Annotated in this window: 21 protein-coding genes; 10 read left to right on the top strand and 11 right to left on the bottom strand. The window is 60.0% G+C overall.

Annotated features, from left to right (window positions below):
- The first annotated feature begins 135 nt into the window (after window positions 1-135).
- The 4 genes from ACN19L_RS10815 to ytxJ all read left to right on the top strand — a co-directional run bounded on the left by ACN19L_RS10815 (window position 136) and on the right by ytxJ (window position 3,402).
- Complete coding sequence (locus ACN19L_RS10815; RefSeq protein WP_426493494.1) at window positions 136-2,145, top strand: alpha-ketoacid dehydrogenase subunit alpha/beta; 2,010 nt, start codon at window positions 136-138, stop codon at window positions 2,143-2,145.
- A 165-nt stretch (window positions 2,146-2,310) separates the two neighbouring features.
- Window positions 2,311-2,625: a hypothetical protein gene (locus ACN19L_RS10810; protein WP_426493493.1), complete on the top strand. Its 315-nt coding sequence runs from the start codon at window positions 2,311-2,313 to the stop codon at window positions 2,623-2,625.
- A 70-nt stretch (window positions 2,626-2,695) separates the two neighbouring features.
- On the top strand, window positions 2,696-3,025 hold the full coding sequence (locus ACN19L_RS10805) for a hypothetical protein (RefSeq protein WP_426493492.1): 330 nt from the start codon (window positions 2,696-2,698) through the stop codon (window positions 3,023-3,025).
- Between the two features lie 32 nt (window positions 3,026-3,057).
- Entirely contained in the window at window positions 3,058-3,402 is a 345-nt protein-coding gene (gene ytxJ / locus ACN19L_RS10800; protein WP_426493491.1) for a bacillithiol system redox-active protein YtxJ, read from the top strand.
- A gap of 56 nt (window positions 3,403-3,458) precedes the next feature.
- On the opposite strand, the gene ACN19L_RS10795 is transcribed toward ytxJ, so the two are convergent.
- Window positions 3,459-3,866 (bottom strand): OsmC family protein, encoded by a 408-nt coding sequence (locus ACN19L_RS10795; RefSeq protein ID WP_426493490.1) that lies wholly within the window; start codon window positions 3,864-3,866, stop codon window positions 3,459-3,461.
- A 120-nt stretch (window positions 3,867-3,986) separates the two neighbouring features.
- Here ACN19L_RS10795 and ACN19L_RS10790 point away from each other — a divergent pair, with 120 nt between their 5' ends.
- Together ACN19L_RS10790 and lipA are read left to right on the top strand one after the other, a co-directional pair.
- Window positions 3,987-4,778 (top strand): hypothetical protein, encoded by a 792-nt coding sequence (locus ACN19L_RS10790; RefSeq protein WP_426493489.1) that lies wholly within the window; start codon window positions 3,987-3,989, stop codon window positions 4,776-4,778.
- Window positions 4,779-4,937: 159 nt separating this feature from the next.
- Window positions 4,938-5,840: a lipoyl synthase gene (lipA, locus tag ACN19L_RS10785; RefSeq protein ID WP_426493577.1), complete on the top strand. Its 903-nt coding sequence runs from the start codon at window positions 4,938-4,940 to the stop codon at window positions 5,838-5,840.
- A gap of 99 nt (window positions 5,841-5,939) precedes the next feature.
- Here lipA and ACN19L_RS10780 read toward each other — a convergent pair whose 3' ends face one another.
- Together ACN19L_RS10780 and ACN19L_RS10775 are read right to left on the bottom strand one after the other, a co-directional pair.
- Window positions 5,940-8,348 carry a T9SS type A sorting domain-containing protein gene (locus ACN19L_RS10780; protein ID WP_426493488.1) on the bottom strand — a complete coding sequence of 803 codons (2,409 nt, stop codon included), beginning with the start codon at window positions 8,346-8,348 and terminating at the stop codon, window positions 5,940-5,942.
- 125 nt (window positions 8,349-8,473) lie between these two features.
- Window positions 8,474-9,085 (bottom strand): DUF4136 domain-containing protein, encoded by a 612-nt coding sequence (locus ACN19L_RS10775; RefSeq protein ID WP_426493487.1) that lies wholly within the window; start codon window positions 9,083-9,085, stop codon window positions 8,474-8,476.
- Between the two features lie 212 nt (window positions 9,086-9,297).
- On the opposite strand from ACN19L_RS10775, the gene ACN19L_RS10770 reads away from it, so the two are divergent.
- Window positions 9,298-9,591 carry a hypothetical protein gene (locus tag ACN19L_RS10770; protein ID WP_426493486.1) on the top strand — a complete coding sequence of 98 codons (294 nt, stop codon included), beginning with the start codon at window positions 9,298-9,300 and terminating at the stop codon, window positions 9,589-9,591.
- 114 nt (window positions 9,592-9,705) lie between these two features.
- Here the strand turns inward: ACN19L_RS10770 and gcvP are convergent, their stop codons facing one another.
- Window positions 9,706-12,630 (bottom strand): aminomethyl-transferring glycine dehydrogenase, encoded by a 2,925-nt coding sequence (gene gcvP / locus ACN19L_RS10765; RefSeq protein ID WP_426493485.1) that lies wholly within the window; start codon window positions 12,628-12,630, stop codon window positions 9,706-9,708.
- A gap of 176 nt (window positions 12,631-12,806) precedes the next feature.
- On the opposite strand from gcvP, the gene ACN19L_RS10760 reads away from it, so the two are divergent.
- Complete coding sequence (locus tag ACN19L_RS10760) at window positions 12,807-14,018, top strand: NAD(P)-dependent oxidoreductase (protein ID WP_426493484.1); 1,212 nt, start codon at window positions 12,807-12,809, stop codon at window positions 14,016-14,018.
- Window positions 14,019-14,127: 109 nt separating this feature from the next.
- On the opposite strand, the gene ACN19L_RS10755 is transcribed toward ACN19L_RS10760, so the two are convergent.
- The 5 genes from ACN19L_RS10755 to ACN19L_RS10735 all read right to left on the bottom strand — a co-directional run bounded on the left by ACN19L_RS10755 (window position 14,128) and on the right by ACN19L_RS10735 (window position 17,486).
- A complete protein-coding gene (locus tag ACN19L_RS10755) occupies window positions 14,128-14,958 on the bottom strand; it encodes a DUF1206 domain-containing protein (RefSeq protein ID WP_426493483.1) in 831 nt (276 codons plus the stop codon).
- Between the two features lie 50 nt (window positions 14,959-15,008).
- Window positions 15,009-15,581, bottom strand: coding sequence for a hypothetical protein (locus ACN19L_RS10750; protein WP_426493482.1), 573 nt, complete (start codon window positions 15,579-15,581; stop codon window positions 15,009-15,011).
- 241 nt (window positions 15,582-15,822) lie between these two features.
- Window positions 15,823-16,041, bottom strand: coding sequence for a CsbD family protein (locus ACN19L_RS10745; RefSeq protein ID WP_426493481.1), 219 nt, complete (start codon window positions 16,039-16,041; stop codon window positions 15,823-15,825).
- A gap of 75 nt (window positions 16,042-16,116) precedes the next feature.
- Window positions 16,117-16,725, bottom strand: a complete 609-nt coding sequence (locus tag ACN19L_RS10740) for a hypothetical protein (protein ID WP_426493480.1) — start codon at window positions 16,723-16,725, stop codon at window positions 16,117-16,119.
- A 5-nt stretch (window positions 16,726-16,730) separates the two neighbouring features.
- A complete protein-coding gene (locus tag ACN19L_RS10735; protein WP_426493479.1) occupies window positions 16,731-17,486 on the bottom strand; it encodes a hypothetical protein in 756 nt (251 codons plus the stop codon).
- Window positions 17,487-17,689: 203 nt separating this feature from the next.
- Between ACN19L_RS10735 and ACN19L_RS10730 the strand changes: the two genes are divergently transcribed.
- Window positions 17,690-19,225, top strand: a complete 1,536-nt coding sequence (locus ACN19L_RS10730; protein ID WP_426493478.1) for a hypothetical protein — start codon at window positions 17,690-17,692, stop codon at window positions 19,223-19,225.
- 174 nt (window positions 19,226-19,399) lie between these two features.
- Here ACN19L_RS10730 and ACN19L_RS10725 read toward each other — a convergent pair whose 3' ends face one another.
- The gene (locus ACN19L_RS10725; RefSeq protein WP_426493477.1) at window positions 19,400-19,753 is read right to left on the bottom strand and encodes a hypothetical protein; all 354 of its coding nucleotides are present in this window, start codon (window positions 19,751-19,753) and stop codon (window positions 19,400-19,402) included.
- A gap of 188 nt (window positions 19,754-19,941) precedes the next feature.
- Between ACN19L_RS10725 and ACN19L_RS10720 the strand changes: the two genes are divergently transcribed.
- Window positions 19,942-20,361, top strand: a complete 420-nt coding sequence (locus ACN19L_RS10720; protein ID WP_426493476.1) for a DUF6799 domain-containing protein — start codon at window positions 19,942-19,944, stop codon at window positions 20,359-20,361.
- A 64-nt stretch (window positions 20,362-20,425) separates the two neighbouring features.
- Here ACN19L_RS10720 and ACN19L_RS10715 read toward each other — a convergent pair whose 3' ends face one another.
- Window positions 20,426-22,447 carry a WG repeat-containing protein gene (locus ACN19L_RS10715; protein WP_426493475.1) on the bottom strand — a complete coding sequence of 674 codons (2,022 nt, stop codon included), beginning with the start codon at window positions 22,445-22,447 and terminating at the stop codon, window positions 20,426-20,428.
- Window positions 22,448-22,503: the final 56 nt, after the last annotated feature.

Raw genomic sequence — 22,503 nt, 5'->3', positions numbered from 1 at the left:
AGAGGATAAGGCAGGGAATAGGGTCCCGAAGATAGATGCCGTGTGCCGGCCCATTCCACAAACTGGCGGCTATAATTTCCCATCCGGCCCAAACCCGTACTTTTGGCCCCACCCACCAAACTCAGCCGATTCCCGATGCACTTCGACCGCAAGGACTACTCGAACGACACCCTGCTCCACCTCTACCAGCACCTGCTCAAGCCCCGCATGATTGAGGAGAAAATGCTCATTCTGCTCCGCCAGGGCAAAGTGAGCAAGTGGTTTTCGGGCATCGGGCAGGAGGCCATTTCGGTGGGCAGCACCCTGGCCCTGGACTCGGACGAGTACATTCTGCCCCTGCACCGCAACCTGGGCGTGTTCACGGGCCGCAACGTGCCGCTGGATAAGCTGTTTGCCCAGTGGCAGGGCAAAACCCACGGCTTCACCAAGGGCCGGGATAGGTCGTTCCACTTCGGTACCAACGAGCACCACATTGTGGGCATGATTTCGCACCTGGGGCCGCAGCTGGCCGTGGCCGGCGGCATTGCTTTGGCCGATACGCTGGAAAACCGCCCCAAAGTAACCGTCACGTACTCGGGCGACGGGGGAGCTTCGGAAGGCGACTTCCACGAGGCCCTGAACGTGGCGGCCGTGTGGCAGCTGCCGGTCATCTTTATCATTGAGAACAACGGCTACGGCCTCAGCACCCCCAGCAACGAGCAGTTCCGCTTCCGCTACTTCGTGGACAAAGGCCCCGCCTACGGCATGGAAGCCGTGCAGGTAGACGGCAACAACGTGCTGGAAGTGTATGACACGGTGCGCCGCCTGGCCGAAGACCTGCGCCAGAACCCCCGCCCCGTGCTGCTGGAGGCCCTTACCTTCCGCATGCGCGGCCACGAGGAAGCCAGCGGCACCAAGTACGTGCCCCAGGAGCTGTTCGAGCAGTGGGCCCAAAAGGACCCGGTGGAGAACTACGAAAAGTGGCTGCTCCAGGAAGGCATCCTCGACGAAGAAGCCCGCATGCGCTTCCGCGAAACCATCAAGCGCGAAATCGAAGAAGGTCTGCGCCTGGCCGACGCCGAACCCATGCCCACCGCCAGCCTGGAGCAGGAAGTCGGCGACATGTACCGCAGTTTTGTGCCTAGTGATGAGTGCTTAGTGCTTAGTCCAAACGAACTAAGCACTAAGCACCAAGCACTAAGCACTACCGACAAACGCTACGTGGATGCCATTTCCGACGGGCTGCGCCAGAGCATGGAGCGTTACCCCGAGCTGGTGCTCATGGGCCAGGATATTGCCGAATACGGCGGCGTATTCAAGATTACCGACGGCTTCGTGGCGCAGTTTGGCAAGGGCCGGGTGCGCAACACGCCGCTCTGCGAGTCGGCTATTGTAGGCGCGGGCCTGGGCCTGAGCATCAAGGGCAAAAAGGCCATGGTGGAAATGCAGTTCGCCGATTTCGTAACCTGCGGCTTCAACCAGATTGTGAACAACCTGGCCAAAAGCCACTACCGCTGGGGCCAGAACGCCGACGTGGTGGTGCGCATGCCCACCGGAGCCGGCACCGCCGCCGGCCCGTTCCACTCCCAAAGCAACGAGGCCTGGTTCACGCACACGCCCGGCCTGAAAGTAGTATTTCCCAGCAACCCCGTCGATGCCAAGGGCCTGCTCTGCGCCGCCTTCGAGGACCCCAACCCGGTGATGTACTTTGAGCACAAGCTGCTTTACCGCAGCATCTCCGCCCCCGTGCCTGATGCCTACTACACCACGCCCATTGGCAAGGCCGCGCTGGTGCGGGAAGGGCAGGAAATGAGCATCATCACCTACGGCGCGGGCGTACACTGGGCGTTGGCCGCCGTGCAGGAGCTGGGCGTAGATGCCGATATTCTGGACCTGCGCACCCTGCTCCCCTGGGATGAGGACGCCGTGCGCCAAACCGTGGAGAAAAACGGCCGCGTAATTTTGCTGCACGAAGACACCCTCACCGGTGGCCTGGCCGGCGAAATCGGGGCCTGGATTGCCGAGCACTGCTTCCGCAGCCTCGATGCGCCCATTCTGCGCGTAGCCTCCCTGGATACGGCCGTGCCCTTTGCGCCCCCGCTGGAAAAGCAGTTCCTGCCCCAGCAGCGCCTGCGCGAAGCCATTGAGAAGCTCCGCAGCTACTAGCGCAGCGTGCAGCTCTGCTGCGCGCACAAGCCGCCGACGAGTATTCCGGTACCGCATTCCACGCCCGATACTTGCTCCGCTCGTGCGCGCAGCAGAGCTGCGCGCTACTGGCATCTGTTGCGTAATTTGCCAATCCAACCCGCTGCCTCGTCAACTCCTGACTGCATGAAACTATCCGGTCTTTTTCGTCGTCTGCCGCTGCTGCTGGTAGCGGCCGCGCTGCTGCTGAGCGCACCGGCCTGCCACAGCTACCGGATTCCGAACCCCAAGGGGCCGCCGCAGCCCAAGGTGAAAAAGGCCCAGAATGCCGACAACGCCTCGGCTGATGGTCGGGTGCTGGACGTGGAAAAGGAGGCCGTGAAAACCGAGAAAAACAGCTACGACAAGAACGGCCTGCTGAAAAAGCCTAAAATGGCGCGCCGCCGGGTGAAGCACAAAGTCGGGCAGCGCAAATTTCTGGGGTTCGTACTGCCTTTTTAAGCTGTTTGCCCGTTATGCAGTCCGTTATCTGTCAGTCCTCTGCCGTTCCACCGTTACCGCCGTATTTCGTATGCGCTACTTGCTTCTGAGTCTGTTCTTATCATGCGCTGCTGCCCCGGCCTGGGCGCAGCTGGAGTCTACCAGTCCGGCCCAGCAGCGGACGGCCAACCGCAAGGCACTGCGGGATGCGGAGAAATTCGATGCCAAGTACAAAGACTCGCACCTGACCGTGACCAAAGCCGAGCTGAAGCACCAGGGCGCGGGCAAGCAGGAAGTGCTGGCACCCCCGCCCGGGCAGGCCAGCTACCGCTTCGACCGGGCCGGTACGCCCCGGGTAAGCGAACCATCCCGCCTCAATTTGCGTCTGCGGAAGAAGCGCGACGCTGCCGCCGCGCAGTAGGTTTCACTGATTTCTCTTCTTTGTTTTAGTATATGACCCCCTGGCAACCCCTTACTCAGGCTGAGCAGCTCAATGATATCGTGCGCGAATCGTTTGAGCAGCCGGTCCTCATCTTCAAGCACAGCACTACCTGTTCCATCAGCGCCATGGCGAAGGGCAAGGTAGAGCGGCAGTGGGCCGATGCCGGCCTCGAAAACGCCAAAATCTACTACCTGGACCTGCTGCGCTTCCGGCCCATCTCCCAGGAAATTGCCCAGAAGTTCAACGTCCACCACGAGTCGCCGCAGCTACTGCTCATCCAGAACGGAGAGTGCACCCTCGATTCCTCCCACATGGCTATCAAGCTCAGCGAGGTGAAAGAGGTTATTGGCGCTTAATAAGCAGGGCCTAGTTGCCAGTGCTCAACTGAATACTGGCAACTAGGCCCTGCTTATTAAGCACTATACAGGAACCGAACTTCCTGGCGGATTTCCGGGTTCAGGCTGAGGGCCACCGGGCAAGTGCGGGCGGCGTTTTCCAGGATGGTCTGGTCCTTTTCCGTGAGGGAGGCCGGTAGCCGGAACGTCACGTCAATTTGCCCGATGCGGCGGGGCTCGGCCAGCATGTGCTTGGTTACGTCCCAGCTAACGCCCGTCAGGTCTATGCTGTGCCGCGCGGCCACAATGCCCATAATGGTCATCATGCACGAGCCCAGAGAAGCGGCTACCAGGTCAGTGGGCGAAAAAGCTTCGCCCCGGCCGTGGTTGTCGACGGGAGCGTCGGTGAGAATGGTAGTGCCGGAAGCTACGTGGGTAGCCTCCGTGCGTAAATTACCGGCGTAGCGGGCAGTGGCTGTGCTCATAGGAACGGGAAATAAGTAAAGCAGGGTATGCGTGTAAATTTACGTACTTTCGACAGGGTTGGTGGCCGGGAGCTGCTGAGCCGGCATTTTCTTTCTCGCCTTTCTATTCCGTCCAACCTTGTGCGTATCCACCTTGTTTTCGGGGCCGGCCTGTTAGCCGCCAGTTTGGGTATGGGGCGGCAGGCCCAGGCGCAGCAAACGCCTGCCCCCCTGGCGTCCCGCAGTGATGAGCCCTCGTACCGTAAAGAATTGATCTACGGCGTCAATTTCAACACCCGGGGTGGGTTGATTGGGGGCGTGATGGTGCGCTCCACGCGGCTGCTCAGCCAGGATTGGGCGCGGTTCTGGAGTCTGGAAGCGGTAGAAATCAAGCATCCTAAGGAGCAGAAGGGCGGCACCCAGTTCGGGGGGGTTATTGTACCGGGTAAGAGTAATTATCTGTTTGCCGTTCGCCCCTCCGCGGGCGTACAGCGGGTTATCTTCCGGAAAGCGCCCGATTCGGGCGTGCAGGTGAACGGCCTGCTGAGCGGCGGCCCCACCATTGGCCTGCTGTTGCCCTACTACATCACTTACAACTACACCAGCGACCCACGGGTAAACCCTACGGATTACCGCAACGAGCAGTACGACCCACTGATTCACAATGATGAGCTGCGCATCATCGACAGAGCCCCGCTGTTCTCAGGCATCGGGAATACCAAAGTGCAGATGGGTGCGCACATCCGCGGGGCCCTTAGCTTTGAGTATGGCCGCTACCGGGATGCAGTGGCTGGGGTAGAGGTAGGGGCAATGGTGGAAGCTTACACGAAGGCCCCGCCCATTATCCGTACCCTCACCCTGTCCGATGAAACCATCAATGACCGGTTTATGCCATCTGTGTACCTGACCGTGTACCTGGGTACCCGCAACTAGCTTCCGGGTTTGGGGCTGGCTGCCAGTCTGGGCTACCCCCCGGGCTGGCGGCTTTTTTGTGCGCGGGCCGGTGGCGGAAACCTCTTGGCGGCCGGAATTGTCTTAGCCGTGGACTATTCCGCCACACATTCCCCTTACCTTTGCAGCATGGATGACCTGTTGCTGACTCTGCCCATCATTCAGCCCGAAGCGGTGGCCCCGGCGGCCCCCGCCAAACCGCGCAAGCCCGACTGGCTACGCGTGAAGCTGCCCGTGGGCCCGGCCTACGCCAACGTCCGCCGTTTGGTGGACGAACACAAGCTGCATACCATTTGCGAATCCGGCAACTGTCCCAACATGGGGGAGTGCTGGGGAGCCGGCACGGCTACCTTCATGATTCTGGGCAACGTGTGCACCCGCTCCTGCTCGTTCTGCGCGGTGGCTACCGGCCGTCCCAATGAGTACGACGTAGATGAGCCCCGTCGCGTGGCCGAAGCCATTCAGCTGATGGGGGTGAAGCACGCCGTGATTACCAGTGTAAACCGCGACGAGTTGAAGGACCGTGGGGCCAGCATCTGGTACGAAACCGTGGTGCAAACCAAGCAACTCAGCCCCAGCACCACCATCGAAACGCTGATTCCGGACGTGAAAGCCAACTGGGCCGCCCTAGATACCATGATTGCCGGCGGCCAGGAAGTGGTGTCGCACAACATGGAAACCGTAGGCAGCTTGTACCGTTTGGTGCGGCCCCAGGCCAAGTATGACCGGAGCCTGGAGCAGATTCGCCGTACCAAGGAGGCGGGCAAGCGCACCAAATCGGGTATTATGTTGGGTCTGGGTGAGAAAAAGGATGAAATGTACCAGGCCATGGATGACCTCGTGGCCAACGGCCTCGATATCCTGACGCTGGGCCAGTACCTGCAACCTACCAAGCGCCACATTGAGGTGGCCGAGTTCATTCACCCCGACCTCTTCGCCCACTACAAGGAAGAAGGTTTGCGCCGGGGCCTGAAATACGTGGAAAGCGGCCCACTGGTGCGTTCCAGCTACCACGCCGAGCGGCACGTGAACGTGCCTATCTAATCTATAAATGACCTATTTGGTCGTATAGCCAAGCCACTAACAGCGGAGCCTGCCTCAGTACCATGTACCGGGGCAGGCTCCGCTGTTATTCGCCCGAAGTTAATGCATCAGGCGGATGGTTTGCTGGTAGCCATCCTCCCGCACCAACCGCAGCCAGTAAGGGCCTGAGGGCAGCGTGTGCAGATTTGTGATGTGTATAGGTTGGCTGGCCGACGCTGGCAGGTCCAGCGTGCGCACGCAACGCCCGAGGGCATTGTGCAGGGTTAGCTGGCCCGCTCCCCGGTTCAGGCTGGTGGTTATCCGGAGCTCCTGACCAAAGGGCACCGGCCAGGCATGCAAACCCAGTACAGCCGTTGGAGTTTTTGTTCCGGTGGTTGGGCCGCCAAACTCGTAGGCGCCCACATCCGGGGTAGAGCTACGTGGGGCGCCGGCTAGGTCAGTTGTCACATAGTCCAGTGGCTGGCCCAGGTTGTTCAACAGCATATTGGTTGGCACCAAGGCGGCTCCTGGTGCGAAACCGGGTTGCAGGGTTTGAGACTGGCCATCCAGCTGGGTGGTGCTGCGCCAGGCGGACAGGGTAGGATACTCCCACGCAGCGGACGGTTTTACGATGCGGCTGATGGAGGCGTGTGCATCGGGGCTCGGTACCAGGTTGTTGTAGTTGGATTGAAAGCGCACCATTGAGGAAGGCGTTTCCGCTTCTGTTTCCACCAGGGCCACCTGCATAACCGTTTGCTTACTGCTGGGGTCAGCGTTGCGGGTAGTGTTTACCAGCAGGTTATTGCGCACATCCACCAAGCCGTGCGTGGAGGTATACAAGCTTACCTGCAACGGAATGGTGGTGGAAGCAGCCCAGCCGGTGCCTTCCAGCACTATCGTGTTGTGGGCCGTTTGCAGCACGCAGTCAGGAAAAGCCCCTGACCGCAATGACAGGCCAATAATGGCGGGTGCCGGGCGGGCAGTGGTGGCAGATGACTCCCGCACCCGCAATTGCTGCACTTCATTGTTATAGATGCTGATCCGGCCCGGGACTGATAACAAAGCCGCCGCGTTGAAAGCCGTAATGGATTCTACCCGGATACCGCGCACCGTGGCTCCATATACGCTAGGCTGCCCGGTCAGAAATTCCAGTTTTTGAATCCGGTTGTTCGCAAATACTGCTGGCCGAGGACCGGTTACGTTCAACGCGCATAGTCCATCTACCCAGGAGTTGCGGGTAATTACGTTACGAATCAGATTGTCGTGTACCCGCACCCCATTCAGACGGTTGAAGTACATACCGTAGGCTTCGTAGCCGCCCGTGGGGTAGCCAATGTCGCCGGCCACCGTGTCGCCCACGGTTACGTGCGCCACTTCCACGTCGTAGTCCGGGCACCCCTGCCGCCCCGATTCTACCCACACGCCCGCGTTGGCTTTCCGGATAAACAGGTTCTCGTAGCGGATATGACCATTTGCCGCCAGCGTGTCCTGCTCTACGGTGTATAGTGATAAGGTACTTTCCTGATGGACGCCTTTGGTAGTAAAATTGGCTAGCTGGTGGAGCGTGATGGTCGCGTTGCGAACAGTAACGTACCGGCAACCGGTTCTTTGGTTCCGGTTATAAATGCCATAGCCGGTGTAGGTACCGGCGGGACTCGGTACTACATCAATGCCATCGAAGGTTACATGGCTGGCCCCATACAGCGCAATGGCCACATTGAAACCCCTGACCTGCGGGTTGGGTCCGGCACCACTGCGCCGAATGGTGAGCGGGTGCGAATTGGTGCCTTGGAAAATCAACGGGCCGACAAACAGCTGCCCGGCGGCCACTTCCAGGGTAACCGGGGCCACGGTGCCGGCCATGTGCAGGTCCCAGTTGGCATCTACTAGGCTCTGGTAGTTGCGGCCTCCTTTGGGTTGTTGCCGGTTAATGGTGTAGGTGCCACCCAGCGCAACCGGCAGTCCCGCTACCAGCCGGATATTATCAAGTGCCGGGGGCTGAACAGTACCGCTGGCCGGATTGCTCCAAGTGAAAAGCAGGCGCTGAGTGGTACCGGCGGCACTGGCCGGCAGCTGGTACGTGTGGGTGGCATAGTCGAGGGGCCAGTATTGAATATTGGCAAGCGGCAGGGCTACCGAAGAAGGTGGTACGCTGCCCGGCACGGGCTGATACGAAACCGGTACTAGGTAAAGCTGCAACAAGCCCCCACTGCGGCCGTCGAAGCGTAAGTGGAACAGCGTTTCGCTAGCTGGAAACGTCACATCGCGATATAAGTGCACCACACTGGCGGTACCTACTACCGGGGCGTACGAGTTGCTATTGACCGAAACAAATACGGCCTGCTGCCCAACCAGCCGCGGACCATTGCCGGGGGCTGTGCCCACGTGCCACCCCGAGGTTTGGGTTCCGTTTACCGCCGTAAAGCTGCCGAAGGTGCCGCTTTCAAAGGTTTCTTCAAATACGCTGGTTTGCGCATAAGCCGGTAGCGTGAGCAGCCAGGCTACACACAGGAGTAAACGATATACCATCAGGCTGGAACGAATAAAAACCTGAATATAGCGGACGGATTTGGTTGAGATGAGGGAAAACAAAAAGCCCTCACCTGCAAGCAGGCAAGGGCTGAAGAAACTGAAACAGAAAGCAAGCCAGAGGCTTACCGGCTGGCCTGCTCCGCGCCGGGCGGGTAGTTGCCCAGAATGCTGGTTACAATGCGCTGAACCTCCGCTTCGGAAATCGTCTGCTGATCTACCTGGGCCTGGCCCTGACCGCGCCAGGCCAGTTCTTTACGCTTCACGTCCACAAAGTCCAGAATAACGGTGCCGGCTTTGTAGTCAGTTACGTAGCCGCCCCGGTTGTAGAGGCCGCCGTAGCCGTAGTAACCATACCCATAGGGGTAGCCGAAAGGACCATAAGGCGAGCCAGTGGCCCGCTGCTTATCCTCCACGCGGGCGCTGTAGGCTACGTACACATCGGGGTTCCGCTCAGCGTATACCATCCCTTTCTGAGTCAGCTGCTGCTCCACAGCCGTGCGGATGCGCTTATCCAGAAACGACTCGTAGCCCTTGGCCGGGCCGCCCTCCGTATCAACGGGCTGAGTGGGATACCAAGACCAGGTTTTGTAAGCCCGGAAATTCACGGAATGATCAAAATCGGAGGTAACGCCCACGCGAGCCGTGGTAGCGCAGCCGCTGAGGCCCAGCAGCAGACCCAACCCCAGCATCGAAAAAGCCAGCGGGCGGGTCAAAAAACGGGAAATGCGGTTCATATAGGTAGAATTCGGGAGTGAAAAACAGGGCCTGCGTCAGCCTGCAAAAGCAGCGGAAGAACCTGTGCTGTTTTAACGTATCTGGTCGCCTGCCCGTTCCCCGAAAGAACATGCCCAACCGAAGATTTATTAAAGCTACCCAGCTTAAAAAAATCCGGGTCGTCTTAAAATATCTCTATCTTTTGGAGAATAAACCTCTTGCATTCCTGTTCATGAAAAGAACTGTACTCTATCTGTCCTGCTTAGCGGCGCTGGCTTCCTGCAGTGCTACCAAAGATGAATCCCGCTCCAACCGTACCTCCACCGCGCCCGTGCCGCATAACTCGGTAGTGGAATGCATCCTGTATGATGGTATGACCAAAACGTCTCAGCAACTCTCTACCATCAGTTCCGGCTCTGAGGTTCAGGTGATGGATACGGTAGATGCCCATTTCCTGAAAGTACGCGTAACGGCCAACGGCAAAACCCAGAACGGATATATGTACCGCACCTGCTTTGGCAAGTAGCGGATTAGTTAGTAGTGCTTAGGTGATAGTGCTTGGTAGCGCGAAAACAAGTCAAAAAGAAAAGCCTCACCGTAACCACGGTGAGGCTTTTTTACATGTGCTAAGCACTAAGCACTAATACGACGGACCTTTATCGGTGGGAACCAGCTGCTCCTCGGCGTCCACGTACTGCTCAATGGGCGTGCAGGCGCAGATGAGGTTCCGGTCGCCGTAGGCCGAGTCAATGCGCGACACGGTAGGCCAGAACTTGTAGGCGCGGGCGTACTCGGTGGGGTACACGGCCTGCTCGCGGGAGTAGGGGCGGGTCCACTCGTGGGTAAGCACCGTGGCGGCGGTGTGGGGAGCGTGCTTGAGCACGTTGTCCTTGGCATCGGCGCGGCCGGCTTCTACCTCGGCAATTTCCTTGCGGATGCTCACCATGGCCTCAATGAAGCGGTCCAGCTCCTCCTTGCTCTCCGACTCGGTGGGCTCAATCATGAGCGTGCCGGCTACCGGGAACGAGACAGTGGGCGCGTGGAAGCCGTAGTCCATCAGGCGCTTGGCAATGTCCTCTACCTCAATGCCGGCCTTTTTGAAATGGCGGCATTCCAGAATCATCTCGTGGGCGCAGCGGCCGTTGGAGCCGGTGTACAGCACGGGGTAGTGCTCCTCCAGCTTGGCCTTGAGGTAGTTGGCGTTCAGGATGGCAATGCGCGTAGCCTGGGTCAGGCCCTCGCCACCCATCATGCTGATGTAAGCGTAGCTGATGGGCAGAATGCTGGCTGAGCCCCAGGGAGCCGCCGAAACCGCGCCGCTGGTGCGGCCGTCGGCATCTACCACCACGTGGCCGGGCAGGTAAGGAGCCAGGTCTTTCACCACGCCGATGGGGCCCACGCCGGGTCCGCCGCCGCCGTGGGGGATGCAGAAGGTTTTGTGCAGGTTCAGGTGGCACACGTCGGCCCCGATGGTGGCGGGGGAGGTGAGGCCCACCTGGGCGTTCATGTTGGCCCCGTCCATGTACACGCGGCCTCCGTGCTGGTGAATGGTGGCGCAGATGTCAATAATGGTTTCCTCGTACACACCGTGGGTGCTGGGGTAGGTCACCATCAGGCAGCTCAGCTTATCGGCATACTGGGCGGCTTTGGCCTTCAGGTCCTCCACGTCGATGTTGCCTTCCTCGGTGCTTTTCACCACCACTACCTGCATGCCAGCCATTACGGCCGAGGCGGGGTTGGTGCCGTGGGCCGAGGCCGGAATCAGGGCCACGTTGCGGTGTTGGTCGCCGCGGGCATCGTGGTAGCCTTTGATGGCCAGCAGGCCGGCGTATTCGCCCTGAGCACCCGAGTTGGGTTGCAGGGATACGGCATCGAAGCCGGTTACCTCGCACAGCCAGGCTTCCAGGTTCTTGAAGATTTCGGCATAGCCCTGGGCCTGCTCCCGCGGGGCAAAGGGGTGCAGACCGCCAATTTCCGGCCAGGTCACCGGAATCATCTCGGCGGTAGCGTTGAGCTTCATGGTGCACGAACCCAAGGAAATCATGGAGTGCGCCAGGCTCAGGTCCTTGTTTTCGAGCTGCTTCATGTAGCGCAGCATCTCGTGCTCCGAGTGGTGGGAGTTGAAGATGGGGTGCGTGAGGTACTCGCTCTTGCGGATGAGGGCTTCGGGCCAGGTTACCTCTACCTCAGTGGGCTGGGCTACCTGGCGCACGTCGCGGCCCAGCACTTTGCTGAACACGGCCACAATGTCCTGCACATCTTCGGCCTCGGTATTCTGGTGCAGGCTGATGCCCACCCGGGCCGAGCCATGCTCCTCGAAGTAGCGGAAGTTGATGCCGGCCGCTTCGGCCTCCTTGCGGATGGCCTGCTGCAGCTCCTGGCTTTCCAGCTTAATGTCCAGCGTATCGAAGTAGAACTCGTTGCGCTGGTCGAGGCCCAGGGCGTGCAGCTCCATTTCCAGGGTGCGGGCCAGGGCGTGAATGTTGCTGGCAATCTGCCGGAGGCGCTGGGGGCCGTGGTACACGGCATACATGCCGGCCAGCACGCTCAGCAGTACCTGCGCGGTGCAGATGTTGCTGGTAGCTTTTTCGCGGCGGATGTGCTGCTCCCGGGTTTGCAGGGCCATGCGGTAGGCCTTGTTGCCGGCCGCGTCGATGCTCTGCCCGATGATACGGCCGGGAATCACGCGCTTAAAGGCGTCCTTGGTAGCCAGGAAGCCGGCGTGGGGGCCACCGTAGCCCATGGGCACGCCGAAGCGCTGGGAGTTGCCCACCACGGCGTCGGCCCCCATTTCGCCGGGAGGCGTGAGCAGGGTGAGGGACAGCAAATCGGCGGCTACGGTCACAAACAGGTTGTTGTCGTGAGCCTTGCTGATAAAGTCGGTGTAGTCGTACACGGCGCCGTCGGCGGCGGGGTACTGCAGCAGGGCCCCAAACAGCGTCTCGTCGGTGAGGTCGAAGGTGCGGTGGTCCCCGATAACTACCTCAATGCCCAAGGGCTCGGCGCGGGTGCGTACCACGTCGATAGTCTGGGGCAGTACCTGCTCGGAAATGAAGTAGCGGTTGGCGTTTTTCTTTTTGCTGAGCGAGTGGAACATGTGCAGCGTCTCGGCGGCGGCGGTTCCTTCGTCGAGCAGGGAGGCGTTGGCAATTTCCAGGCCCGTGAGGTCAATTACCATCGTCTGGTAGTTGATCAGGGCTTCGAGGCGGCCCTGGGCAATTTCAGCCTGGTAGGGCGTGTAGGCCGTATACCAGCCCGGATTTTCCAGGATGTTGCGCTGAATGACGGCCGGCAGCTGGGTATCGTGGTAGCCCAGGCCGATGTAGTTCTTGAACAGCTTATTCTGGCCGGCAATGCCTTTGAACTTCGCCAAAAAAGCCCGCTCCGTGAGGGCAGCGGGCAGGTTCAGCGGCTTTTTCAGGCGGATGGCGGCCGGCACGGTTTCGTCGATGAGCTGGTCAATCGACTCCACGCCGATAACGCGCAGCATTTCCGCTACGGCAGCTTCGTCGGGGCCGTTGTGACGGTCCACAAACACATCGGCGGGCTTGGTCTTCAGCAACATAAAGAGAAGGGTGAGGGTGGCAATGCAAGCGGCCCCAACGGAGCCCCTACAAAGGTAGCGCGAAAAGGCTTCACCCTTAAACCGATAAGTGGGCAAATGTTTAGCCCGGCGGCTGCAAAGTGGGACTCAACAATTTTCCGCAGATTTAGCCCCCGAAACCCACCCGTTCCCACCGCATGCGTCCTGTTACCATTGGCCTGATCCGAGAAGGCAAAACCCCGCCCGATAAACGCGTTCCGCTCACCCCCAAAAAATGCACCGAGGCCGAAGCCCGTTTCCCCGGCCTGAAAATAGTAGTTCAGGAAAGCCCCATCCGCTGCTTCTCTGACCAGGAATACCGCAACCTGGGTCTGGAAGTGCGCCCCGATGTGTCGGATTGCGACATTCTGATGGGGGTGAAAGAGGTGCCCGTGGCGCAGCTCATTCCCAACAAAACCTACCTGTTCTTCTCGCACACCGTGAAAAAGCAGCCCGCCAACCGGGAGCTGCTGCGCCAGGTGCTGGCTAAGAACATTACCCTCATCGACTATGAACTGCTCACCAATGAAAACGGGGAGCGAATTGTGGCCTTCGGGCGCTGGGCCGGTATTGTGGGGGCCTACAATGGCCTGCTCACCTACGGCCGCAAGCACGGCCTCTACGAGCTGAAGCCCGCCTACGAGTGCGTGGATATGGAGGACATGCAGGAGGAGTTTTTCAAAGTGAAGCGTCTGCCCCCTATCAAAATAGCCGTAACCGGTACCGGCCGCGTAGGGCAGGGCGCGGTGGAAGTGCTGGACATGATGGGCATCCGGCGGGTGAGCGTGTACGACTACCTCTACCACGACTTCACCGAGCCTGTGTACTGCCAGCTGCGCAGCGCCGACTACAACCGCCGCCGCGACGGCCGGGTGTGGGATACGCCTGATTTCCACCGCAACCCCCACGAGTACGAAAGCACGTTCCAGAACTTTCTGCCCGTCACCAACCTGCTCATTGCCTGCGCCTACTGGCATCCGCAGGGCCCCCGGCTGTTTTCGGAGCACGATACCCGCCGCTCCCACTTTCGCCTCGATACCATTGCCGACGTGACCTGCGACGTGGACGGCTCCATCCCGACTACCAAGCGCAGCAGTACCATTCAGGAACCGGCCTTCGACTATAACCCCACTACCAGCGAGCTGGAGCCTGCCTACTCCCGTCCCGACAACATCACCATCATGGCCGTGGACAACCTGCCCTGCGAGCTGCCTCGCAACGCCAGTCGGGACTTCGGCCGTCAGCTCATCGACAATGTGCTGCCTCACCTCTTGCACGAGGGCGGCGACGCCGTAGTTGAACGGGCCACCATTGCCCGCAACGGCCAGCTCACCGAGCGGTACCGGTACCTGCAGGATTACGTGGCGTAGTAGTTAATTCTCGTAGTTGGTTGGTTGTTTGCGTACGGGGCAGTGCCGTTAGATATGCTACCCTGCTGCCTGTCGCCAAAAAACAGCCAACCAACAACGAGCAACCACTTTACACCCGAGGCAGGACGGGATATTTTGCCTGTACCAGCATATAAAGTCCGTAGCACATCAGGCCAACCGCTACTACTCCCAGCACCGCTGGGCCCATGGTGGCCAATAAGTCGAATGCTTCATCGGTAGTGCCCACGGCGGCAGCGCGGTGCTGACGCCCGGCCTGCACGAGAAAGTAGCCCAGAATACTCATCACAATACCTCGGGCTGTATAGCCAAGCTGCCCAATGCGGTACACCGTATGTTGTTGCCCGGCCGGAATATCGGCGCTGTTGACGTGCTTATGGAAGGAACCCGAGTAGGCCTTGACGATTTGGTAGATGCCCACGCCGATGGTAATTACCCCCACCAACATAACAATCCACTCACCGGCCGGCCAGTCCAGTACCCGGGCTACTAGGCTCTGCTGGGTGTTGCCGCCCTGGCTGGCAGAGCCTTTCAGGGCCAGGTTAGCGGCGTACCATGCCACGCTGGCGTAGAGCAGGCCGCTGCCCGCGTAACCGAGGCGCCGACCAATGCCTTTGGCTCCGGATCCATTGTTTTCCGTGTCACGCAGGGCTTGAGTAAACCGCCATACAATATAACCCAGCAAGCCAAACGCTACCAGCCCGAGCAGTACAGGACCACCTGGTAAGCCTTGTAGCGTCTGCACCGCCTGCTTTTTGTCGGCGGTTTGACCACCTTGCTGGCCGGTGGCGGCCAACAGGGCCAGCAGGCCCATCAGCAGATACACCGTGCCTTTGGCGGCAAAGCCAAAGCGCGCCAGCGCCCGGATGCCGGAGGAAGGAGAAGTGGGCAGAGCCGCCTGAACAGAGGAAGAAACAGACATGAGCGGGAAGGTTAAAAACAGAGAGAAGTTTCCCTTACGAGGTTCGGGCACTAAAGGCTGAGTCTGGTGCCACCCAGCAGCCCCGGCGGATGGTACAAACGTGCCCCCCGCCGCAGCAGCGGCTGATTTTCGGGCAGATTCAGCGTTAGTAAGGGCTTATTGCGCACTCCTTCGCTTTGCAGCAGCTTCTCCAGGTTGCCGCCTGGCCGCACGTAGGGCACAAATAAACGGTCGGCTAAATCGGCAATCAGCTGGTTCCGGATGTTGGCCGTTTCCTGGGTAACCGTAACCACCTCCTGCTCGAAAGGTGTAACGAACAAAAGCCGGCCCAGCTGAATTTCCCGCTCATAATCAATTGCCATGAATGGCTGAATGCCCCGCCCCAGCACATACACGATGGGCTGCTGCTCGGCCCGGCGCAGAAACCGAAAAATGCTCTGTTCCAACCGGGAATGAAACCCCGACAGTACGCAGTATCCCAACTGGCGCTGTTCCATGGCCCATAAATACGCCAGCTTTTCAATTTTGAGCGGATACTCCCGGGAGCAGAAAAAGGCTGTCTTCGGAAGCCGGAGCAGGGCCGTGTTGCCCAACGTGCGTACGTCCTCCAGCGTGGTGATCATGAGAAAGTGTTTATAATAAATATTTTAATAGTAATATAAATTGCAATGACGGACGTTTACTAAAGATTTGGCGAATATACTTGGCGTGCTACGCCTGGTCGGGTATTCGCCTGCTGAAGCGGTACAAGCAAGCTATGCAACTAGCTTACTGTGAGTTTATTACAGAAATATTAGTACGTAAAACGGTCTGGCACTGCACAGTACCAGACCGTTTACGTAAGCAATGGTTGCTTGCTATGCCTTAGAAGGTGCGGTGGAACCAGTTTTTAATATCGTCGATGGTTTCGCCGGTTTTCTGCTGGAGGCGGCCGAACCACTCATCCTGCTTGCCTTCTTCGTAATCCATGTCGTCGTCGGTGAGGTTGCCCCACTTCTGTTTAGCCTGGCCTTTAATCTCGTTCCAGTTGCCCCGAGCGCGCAGCTCAGTGGTGTCGTTGATGCCGTTGTTATTAGCGTCCATGATGGGTAGGTGTTGGTTGGAATGTACAGGCTATACGGTGGAGCTTATAGGCAGGTTACCAGCGGTTGATGAGCGCTAGATGTGGTGAATGCCAACCGTGCTGATAAGTATTGCCGCCAACACCACTATTGTACCTAAGCCTGCACCAAGGCCGCCCGCCGCGCTGCCAATTTTTTTGTTGTATGCCTGCCGCCGATAACCGGCCGCATAATCGGGGTTACGCAGCAGGCTGGCGTCGGGCACCCGAAAGTTGCGCTCCGCGGGGGGAACCAGACTGGTGACTGCTCCGGCTACCACGCCACCGTAGCCCGTTGTGACGGTAGCGGCGTAAGTGCCCCAGAACACTCCCGGAGCCTTAAAATTGGCTCGGGCATCCTGGCGGCCCTGCGCATACGCGGCCTCCCGGGTAAGCCCCGGAGCGGGGGGAGCCTGCGCCGGCTGAGGCCGGAATACGTCCTTGGTCCCGTTGGCGTACCGGATCAGGAAAACCTGAATGGCGGCTATACGCAGCGTATCGGTGGGCGGAGCCACGTAGGTGACCAATTCGGGGCTGATGGTGAGTACTTTGCCGACGCGTTCTTCCCCGTTAGTCAGCAAAATAACGTCCTGGGCGGTAGCACGCAGCGTCAGCAGCAGTCCGCAAAGCAGCAATAGGGGGCGCAGGGTAAAGGTAGCGTGTGGCATAACGGTTAGCGGGTGCGGGAGTTGAAGCCAAACAGCAGACTGAACCGGGCCCCCCCATTACCGGGAACCACCGCGAAGTTTACCGGGAAGTTGATGCCATTGCTGCGGAAGGAGGTGCCTACCGCCAACGCAATGTGGGCTCCGTCCGGCGACACGTTCGGGCCCAGGCCGAACTCAAACCCCTTGGGGCCCCGGATGCCGATGAGGGCGTTCAGGCTGGGCAAGAACTGACCTTGCTCCAGCCCCCCGATAAGCGGCACAATTTCCAGCAGTCCTGAAGTTCCATTGGGCATGCGGAAGATGCGGGTTTCAAACTGCCAGCCAAACTGCGTCAGAAAAGGGTTGAGGCCCAGCTCCCGGTCGGCCCGGTCTACTACGCCGCCCGTCAGTACCGTAACGCCCAGGCGGGGACCATTCAGGTGAATTTCCTCGTATGCAGGTGGCTCATCACCCGGCACTACCAAGCCGGTAGCCGGGGCGACAGCGGCAGCCGGAGCCGGGGGAACTGGCTGGGCAGGAGCGGTACTTCCGTTCAGCAGTTCCTTGGTGCCGTTGGCGTACCGAATCATGAACACATCAGTACGGCGCAGAATAAAAAGCGGACCCTCGGGGTTGTCGGTGCGCTTGTACCGTACCTCCGCCGGGGTAATTTCAAGCACCTTCACTTGCACCTCCTCGCCAGTGGTCTTGGTAAGCAAATCCTGGGCCCGTGCCCCAACGCTGAGCAGCAGCAGAGACAGGGAAAAAAGTAGCCGGGTCATACACATTAAGAGTGAGGTGATAAGGATGACCCGAAAGTGACATATTTGCGCGGCGCAACCCCAACCAACTTCTCTCGTCTGCTGACTATATAGAAGATATAATTTATATGTAAACTACTGATTAAAAGGTAATTGAAATTAAATAATCAGACTTATCAGCACGCGGTGCCGGGTTCAGTCGGCCGACCCTTTATATTCCCGCTATGGATGATTTGCGCACTACGCTCAGCACGTTTTCGGTTGATGACCGCAAGGACTTTCGGCAGTTTATTCAGCGGCAACGCCGTAAGCAGAAAGGTAGAATGGACGTGCGCCTTTGCGACCTGCTGCTGCACCAGAAGGAATACTCCACTGAGGAGCTGCTGAGCCGCCTGTATCCCGAGGAGCCCAATGCGGTGGCCTACTACGCCCTGCGCAAGCGACTCATGCGCCACCTCACCGATTTTCTGCTGCTGCGCCAGCGCCAGCAGGACCCCACGGCGGCTTCTTCCGTGCGCGGGCTGCTCACCCTGGCTCAATACCTGTTTGAGGTAGGCGTGGGCCGCCTGGCCTGGAACACACTACGCAAAGCCGAAAAGCTGGCCCTGCAGAACGAGCAGTATGAGTTGCTGAACACCGTGTACAACCTGCAAATAGCCCAGGCTGGCAGCAAGTACGCCGATGAACTGCCGGACATCATTCGCCGCCGCAACCTTAACAAGAAAGCCGCCGATGAGGAGGAGCGGGCCGGCATTGCCGACAGCCTGATCCGGCAACGGCTGCGCGAGGCCCGCGTGAAGGGCCGGGCTGCCGAGTCATTCGATGCCATTTTGCAGGAGGTGCTGCGGGAATACGATTTGCAGGAGGCCTTTGCCCGGCGGCCGGCCCTGCTGTATCGGCTCATGTCTATTGCCCGGGCGGCCATGCTCGTGCGCCGCGACTATCTCACGTTCGCCCCTTTTGTGATGCGCTGCTACCACCTCATGGAGAAGCGGCACGGGTTTCAGCCAGCTCACCGGGAGGCGCAGCTGGGCCTGCTCTACATGATTGCGCACGCCCTGTACCGCACGCGCCGCTTCCCGGAGTCGGTGGAGTACCTGGGGCGGCTACGGCAGCTGCTGGAGGAAAGTCCTCGCCTGCGCGGAGCCGCTTTCTGGCCCCGCTACACCTTTCTGCTGGCGGCTAACTACGCTTTCATGCGCCGTAACGCCGAGAGTATCCGGCTGCTGGAAGACGTGCTGAAAACGGCTCTGCCGCCTCGTGAGCAGCTCACCGCGCGGCTGGGACTGGGCTTTCATTATTTCGCCGAAGGCCAGTTTCAGCGGGCCAACCAGGCGCTGCTGGCCATTGGCCGCACCGACCATTGGTGCGAGCAGGAAATGGGGGTAGAGTGGGTGCTGAACCGCAACATGGGCGAGATGCTGATTCAGTTGGAATTGGGTAACCATGACCTGTCCCTCAACCGTTTGCGGGCTATTGAGCGACTTATCAAGGAGCGTTTCGGCCCCGATGGGGGCGGATACGCCGCAGTGCTGGGGTATCTGCAGCTGGTGCGCGACATCATTGAAGACCCTGATGCAGCCCGTACGCCGGAGCTGGCTACCCGGGCCACTCAACTACCCGCTTTCGTACCGCTGCAACAGGAAGATTTGCAGGCGCTAAGCTTTTATAGCTGGTTGCGGGCCCGTATCGAGGGGCGGCCCTACTACCAGGTGCTACTGGAGCTGGCCGGAGCTACGGAGCCAGCCGCATCCGTATAGGCAGGCGGCGTCCTCAGAGTTGAGGAGCGTTGGTCCGCAGCAGCACAGTATGCCGAGCCTGCAGAAGCATACCGTGCTAGAATTTTCGGGCGCATTGCTGCTGCAAAAAAGCCCCGCCGGTTGAGAGGCGGGGCTTTTTTGTAGCAGAGTCAGATGAGGTAATAGATAAACCGACTACTGACGGGCGGCGTTAATTTCGGCCTTTGCGTCGCCAGTGGCTTCCTCAGCGGCGGCTTCAGTTTTAGCAGCCGCCTGCTTGGTTTCAGCGGCGGCTTTGTCGGCAGCCGCTTCGGTTTTGGCGGCGGCTTCATTGCCCGCTGCCTCCATTTTCTGCCCGGCACCTTCCAGGGCGTCATCGGTAGCGGCAGCAGCGTTGCGGGCTTCAGCAGCGGCCGCATCACCGGCGTTTTCAGCGGCGGCCTCAGTTTGGGCGGCGGCCGCATCGGCATTTTCTTTGCCTTGTTCCGTGCAGGAGGCTGCAAACACAAGGGCAGAAGCAACAAACAGGGATTGGAAGATGGTTTTCATGAGAGGAACACAACGTAAGGTAAACAGGAAGGAAAACTCCACGCTAGCAAGTGGTTCGGAGCTTAATGGACGGGCTGGCCGGAAGGTAACCCGCGCCGATTTATAGAATTTTGTCCTTTAGGCCCACCCCAACCCATCCGGCAACTTCGCGTATGCAGGCCGCCGACCACACGACCTTCAGCCCCACTATGTTTTCGCTACTTCGCTGCCTATTTTTTCTGTTGACGATGACCCTGCCGCTGGCTGGCTGGGCGCAGGCCAATGATGGCTTTCAGCGTCGGGATGGGGCGATGTTCCTGATTCGCAACGGGGAAATCCGGCCCATGCCCCAGGATATACACCTACCCAACGGCCGCCTCATCACCCGCGACGGGTTTATAGTGCAGCGAAACGGGCAACGGACGGAACTGATGGATGGGCAGGGCTGCACGCTGCTGGGCGAGGCTGCTACCGTGAGCCGTGCCGCCAACGGGCGGCTGCAGCTGGCTAACCCAGCGGCGGTAGTCCCCGGCAGCAACAGAGTAACCATTAGCCCGGCCCGCTACTGGTCGGGCTGGCTAAGGGGCCGGGGCAAAGGGCACAAAAAGCACAAAGGCCGGAAGCACTAAGAGCGGGCCTGAGAGAGGGGATGAGCATGTCTTTCCCCTGGTCTGCTGCACCACCCGCTGATCCTTACTCCTGCACTTCTTCGCCTTGGCGGTTCAGCCAGAAAGTGCGCCCCTGCTGCACTACCCGCGCCCGGCCCTGGGCATTGAAATCGGTAGCACTGGAGTAGCGGCCGAAGGGAGCTGTGCCCTCGGTGGTATCCGTTAGGTAATCAGGACGGATGAAGGTGAATTGCCCGCCGGTTTTGATTCGGGCCAGCTTCTGGTTGAAAGAATATGCCTCCTGGAAAATAACGGGGTTGGCTGGCTCCTCGGGGCCGCTGATGTAGTGCCAGCCCCGATGGTCGAGTACGGCGGCGTAGCCCTCGGCAAAGTCCCGGGCCGCGTAATAGTAAGCGCTGAATTCCTGGCCGTCCTCCGTCAGGAAAGTATAGAGCCCGCCCACCCGGACCCGGGCAAACCCATCGGTATAGGGGTATAGGGCATCGTAGGCGGGCGGCACCAACTCAGTACCATCGGACCGCAGAAACCCCGCCGCCCCGTCCCGCTCCACCACTGCCCGTCCTGCCTGAAATTCCCCGATGCTGGCATAGCGGGCCGGAACCAGCGTATCGCCGGAGGCGGTGAGCAGCCCCATCTGCTGGCCTTGCGTGAACGGAGTGGGAGCTTCTTCGCGGGTGCAGCGCAGTACTATCACTCCCAGCAGTAACGTAGCCCCAACGCCCGCCAGCAGCCCCGGCCGCGCCAGTTTGGCTGGCAGCGCGGGTAGCCGCTGCGCGTAGCGGCGCAGACGCCGGGCAACAACCGGACCCCACCGATGCCAACTACCTACGCTGTTTACTGCGCTACCGGGGCGGCCCCGTTGCTGGGCCGCTGTGTGTGGGGCTGAGGTTGGGGCCGGGTTCGGAACTGAGGTTGAAGCCGCTGGCTTTGGTGCTGGAACTGAGGTTGGGGCTGAGGTTGGGGCCGGGGCCGGCGGTTGGGGCGTAGGAACCGCGGGAGGAGCGCTGGGCTGGGCTGGGGTAGGTACCACTGGAGCCGGGGCAGGCGGGCTAGTAGCCAAGCGGTTAATCAAGCTTTCCAGTTGCTGGATCTTCCGGCCTAGCTCATCGTTGCGGGTAGATAATTCCTGACGATAAGTAAGCATAGAAGCTTCCAGCGCTGCTTTTTCACGCTTCTCCGCCGCCAGTTGCGCCTGCAGATCAGGGGCCTCGGGAGCAACGGGAGCAGCCGATAGTTGCTGCTGCAGCTGCGCAATACGCTGCTCGCGCGCCGCTTCCCGGGTTGCCAAGCCCTGAAGCTGCTGCTGCAACTCCTGCTGCAGTTGAGTCCGCAACTGCTCCAGCGCCTGCTTTTCCTGGCTGCGGGTGTTCAGGTCGATATCATAGCCCGAAGAAGCACTATCCAACTGGTCCAGATCTTCTGCGCCCAGCCACCGCCACAGCTGCCCGGCTTTCTGGCGCAGTATGCCGCTTGGGCTCAAAGGCCCGGTGGCTTCATCGTCGGCCGGGGGCGGAGTCAGGGTGTGGGCCAGCTCCTCCAGATCCTGCGCAGTGAGGTCAATTTCCGGGGTAGCCATCCGGGCCAGCCGGCGGGTAAACTGGGCGGGCTCCGGCAGCAGGTGAAACTGGGAAGCAGCTGGTAAGGCGGCCATGTGCGCCTCAACTTCCGCCCCAAACTGTACCGCCGCCCCAAACACCACCAGCCCACTGATAAACTGTAGGTTGGCCGCCTCGGGAGGCAGATAAGCAGCCAGCCAGTCGGCTAGGTAGGCGCGCTGCTCCTCAAACCGGGTAAAAGGCGTGCTGTGCTCGCCGGGCAACTCCAGGGGCGCGCCATCCAGGTACCACGGCCCGCAGCGCAGGTCGGGCATGGCCAGCAACCCCCCGGTGGGCAGTAGCTGCAGCACTGTTATGCTGTGTGGGCGCACCACCACGGCATCCAGGGCCTCGGTCTGGGATACGGATACATTGCCCAGCAGCAGCGTGGCGGGGGCATCGGTTTCGGCCCGCAGGGCGGCGGCAATGGCCTGAAATTGCTGCCCGCGGACGGGAGAGGAGAAAGGGGCTAGTAGAGCGGTATGCAGCATAGGTAAGCGGCGAAAGGCCCGGCCGGTGGCCTTCGGTACTGAATTGTCGGAGGTTG

It is taken from the genome of Hymenobacter sp. 102 (assembly GCF_049949205.1).
In the GTDB taxonomy this organism is placed as follows: domain Bacteria; phylum Bacteroidota; class Bacteroidia; order Cytophagales; family Hymenobacteraceae; genus Hymenobacter.
This window is presented reverse-complemented; position numbering and strand designations above follow the sequence as displayed.

Bases quoted from the DNA above. Each gene is read 5' to 3' on its own strand.
- ACN19L_RS10750 (WP_426493482.1), bottom strand. From the start codon at position 15,581: ATGATCACCACGCTGGAGGACGTACGCACGTTGGGCAACACGGCCCTG.
- ACN19L_RS10755 (WP_426493483.1), bottom strand. From the start codon at position 14,958: ATGTCTGTTTCTTCCTCTGTTCAGGCGGCTCTGCCCACTTCTCCTTCC.
- ACN19L_RS10815 (WP_426493494.1), top strand. From the start codon at position 136: ATGCACTTCGACCGCAAGGACTACTCGAACGACACCCTGCTCCACCTC.
- gcvP (WP_426493485.1), bottom strand. From the start codon at position 12,630: ATGTTGCTGAAGACCAAGCCCGCCGATGTGTTTGTGGACCGTCACAAC.
- ACN19L_RS10770 (WP_426493486.1), top strand. From the start codon at position 9,298: ATGAAAAGAACTGTACTCTATCTGTCCTGCTTAGCGGCGCTGGCTTCC.
- ACN19L_RS10795 (WP_426493490.1), bottom strand. From the start codon at position 3,866: ATGAGCACAGCCACTGCCCGCTACGCCGGTAATTTACGCACGGAGGCT.
- ACN19L_RS10725 (WP_426493477.1), bottom strand. From the start codon at position 19,753: ATGAAAACCATCTTCCAATCCCTGTTTGTTGCTTCTGCCCTTGTGTTT.
- ACN19L_RS10745 (WP_426493481.1), bottom strand. From the start codon at position 16,041: ATGGACGCTAATAACAACGGCATCAACGACACCACTGAGCTGCGCGCT.
- ytxJ (WP_426493491.1), top strand. From the start codon at position 3,058: ATGACCCCCTGGCAACCCCTTACTCAGGCTGAGCAGCTCAATGATATC.
- ACN19L_RS10720 (WP_426493476.1), top strand. From the start codon at position 19,942: ATGTTTTCGCTACTTCGCTGCCTATTTTTTCTGTTGACGATGACCCTG.
- ACN19L_RS10735 (WP_426493479.1), bottom strand. From the start codon at position 17,486: ATGACCCGGCTACTTTTTTCCCTGTCTCTGCTGCTGCTCAGCGTTGGG.
- ACN19L_RS10810 (WP_426493493.1), top strand. From the start codon at position 2,311: ATGAAACTATCCGGTCTTTTTCGTCGTCTGCCGCTGCTGCTGGTAGCG.
- ACN19L_RS10780 (WP_426493488.1), bottom strand. From the start codon at position 8,348: ATGGTATATCGTTTACTCCTGTGTGTAGCCTGGCTGCTCACGCTACCG.
- ACN19L_RS10740 (WP_426493480.1), bottom strand. From the start codon at position 16,725: ATGCCACACGCTACCTTTACCCTGCGCCCCCTATTGCTGCTTTGCGGA.
- ACN19L_RS10715 (WP_426493475.1), bottom strand. From the start codon at position 22,447: ATGCTGCATACCGCTCTACTAGCCCCTTTCTCCTCTCCCGTCCGCGGG.
- ACN19L_RS10760 (WP_426493484.1), top strand. From the start codon at position 12,807: ATGCGTCCTGTTACCATTGGCCTGATCCGAGAAGGCAAAACCCCGCCC.
- ACN19L_RS10730 (WP_426493478.1), top strand. From the start codon at position 17,690: ATGGATGATTTGCGCACTACGCTCAGCACGTTTTCGGTTGATGACCGC.
- ACN19L_RS10805 (WP_426493492.1), top strand. From the start codon at position 2,696: ATGCGCTACTTGCTTCTGAGTCTGTTCTTATCATGCGCTGCTGCCCCG.
- ACN19L_RS10775 (WP_426493487.1), bottom strand. From the start codon at position 9,085: ATGAACCGCATTTCCCGTTTTTTGACCCGCCCGCTGGCTTTTTCGATG.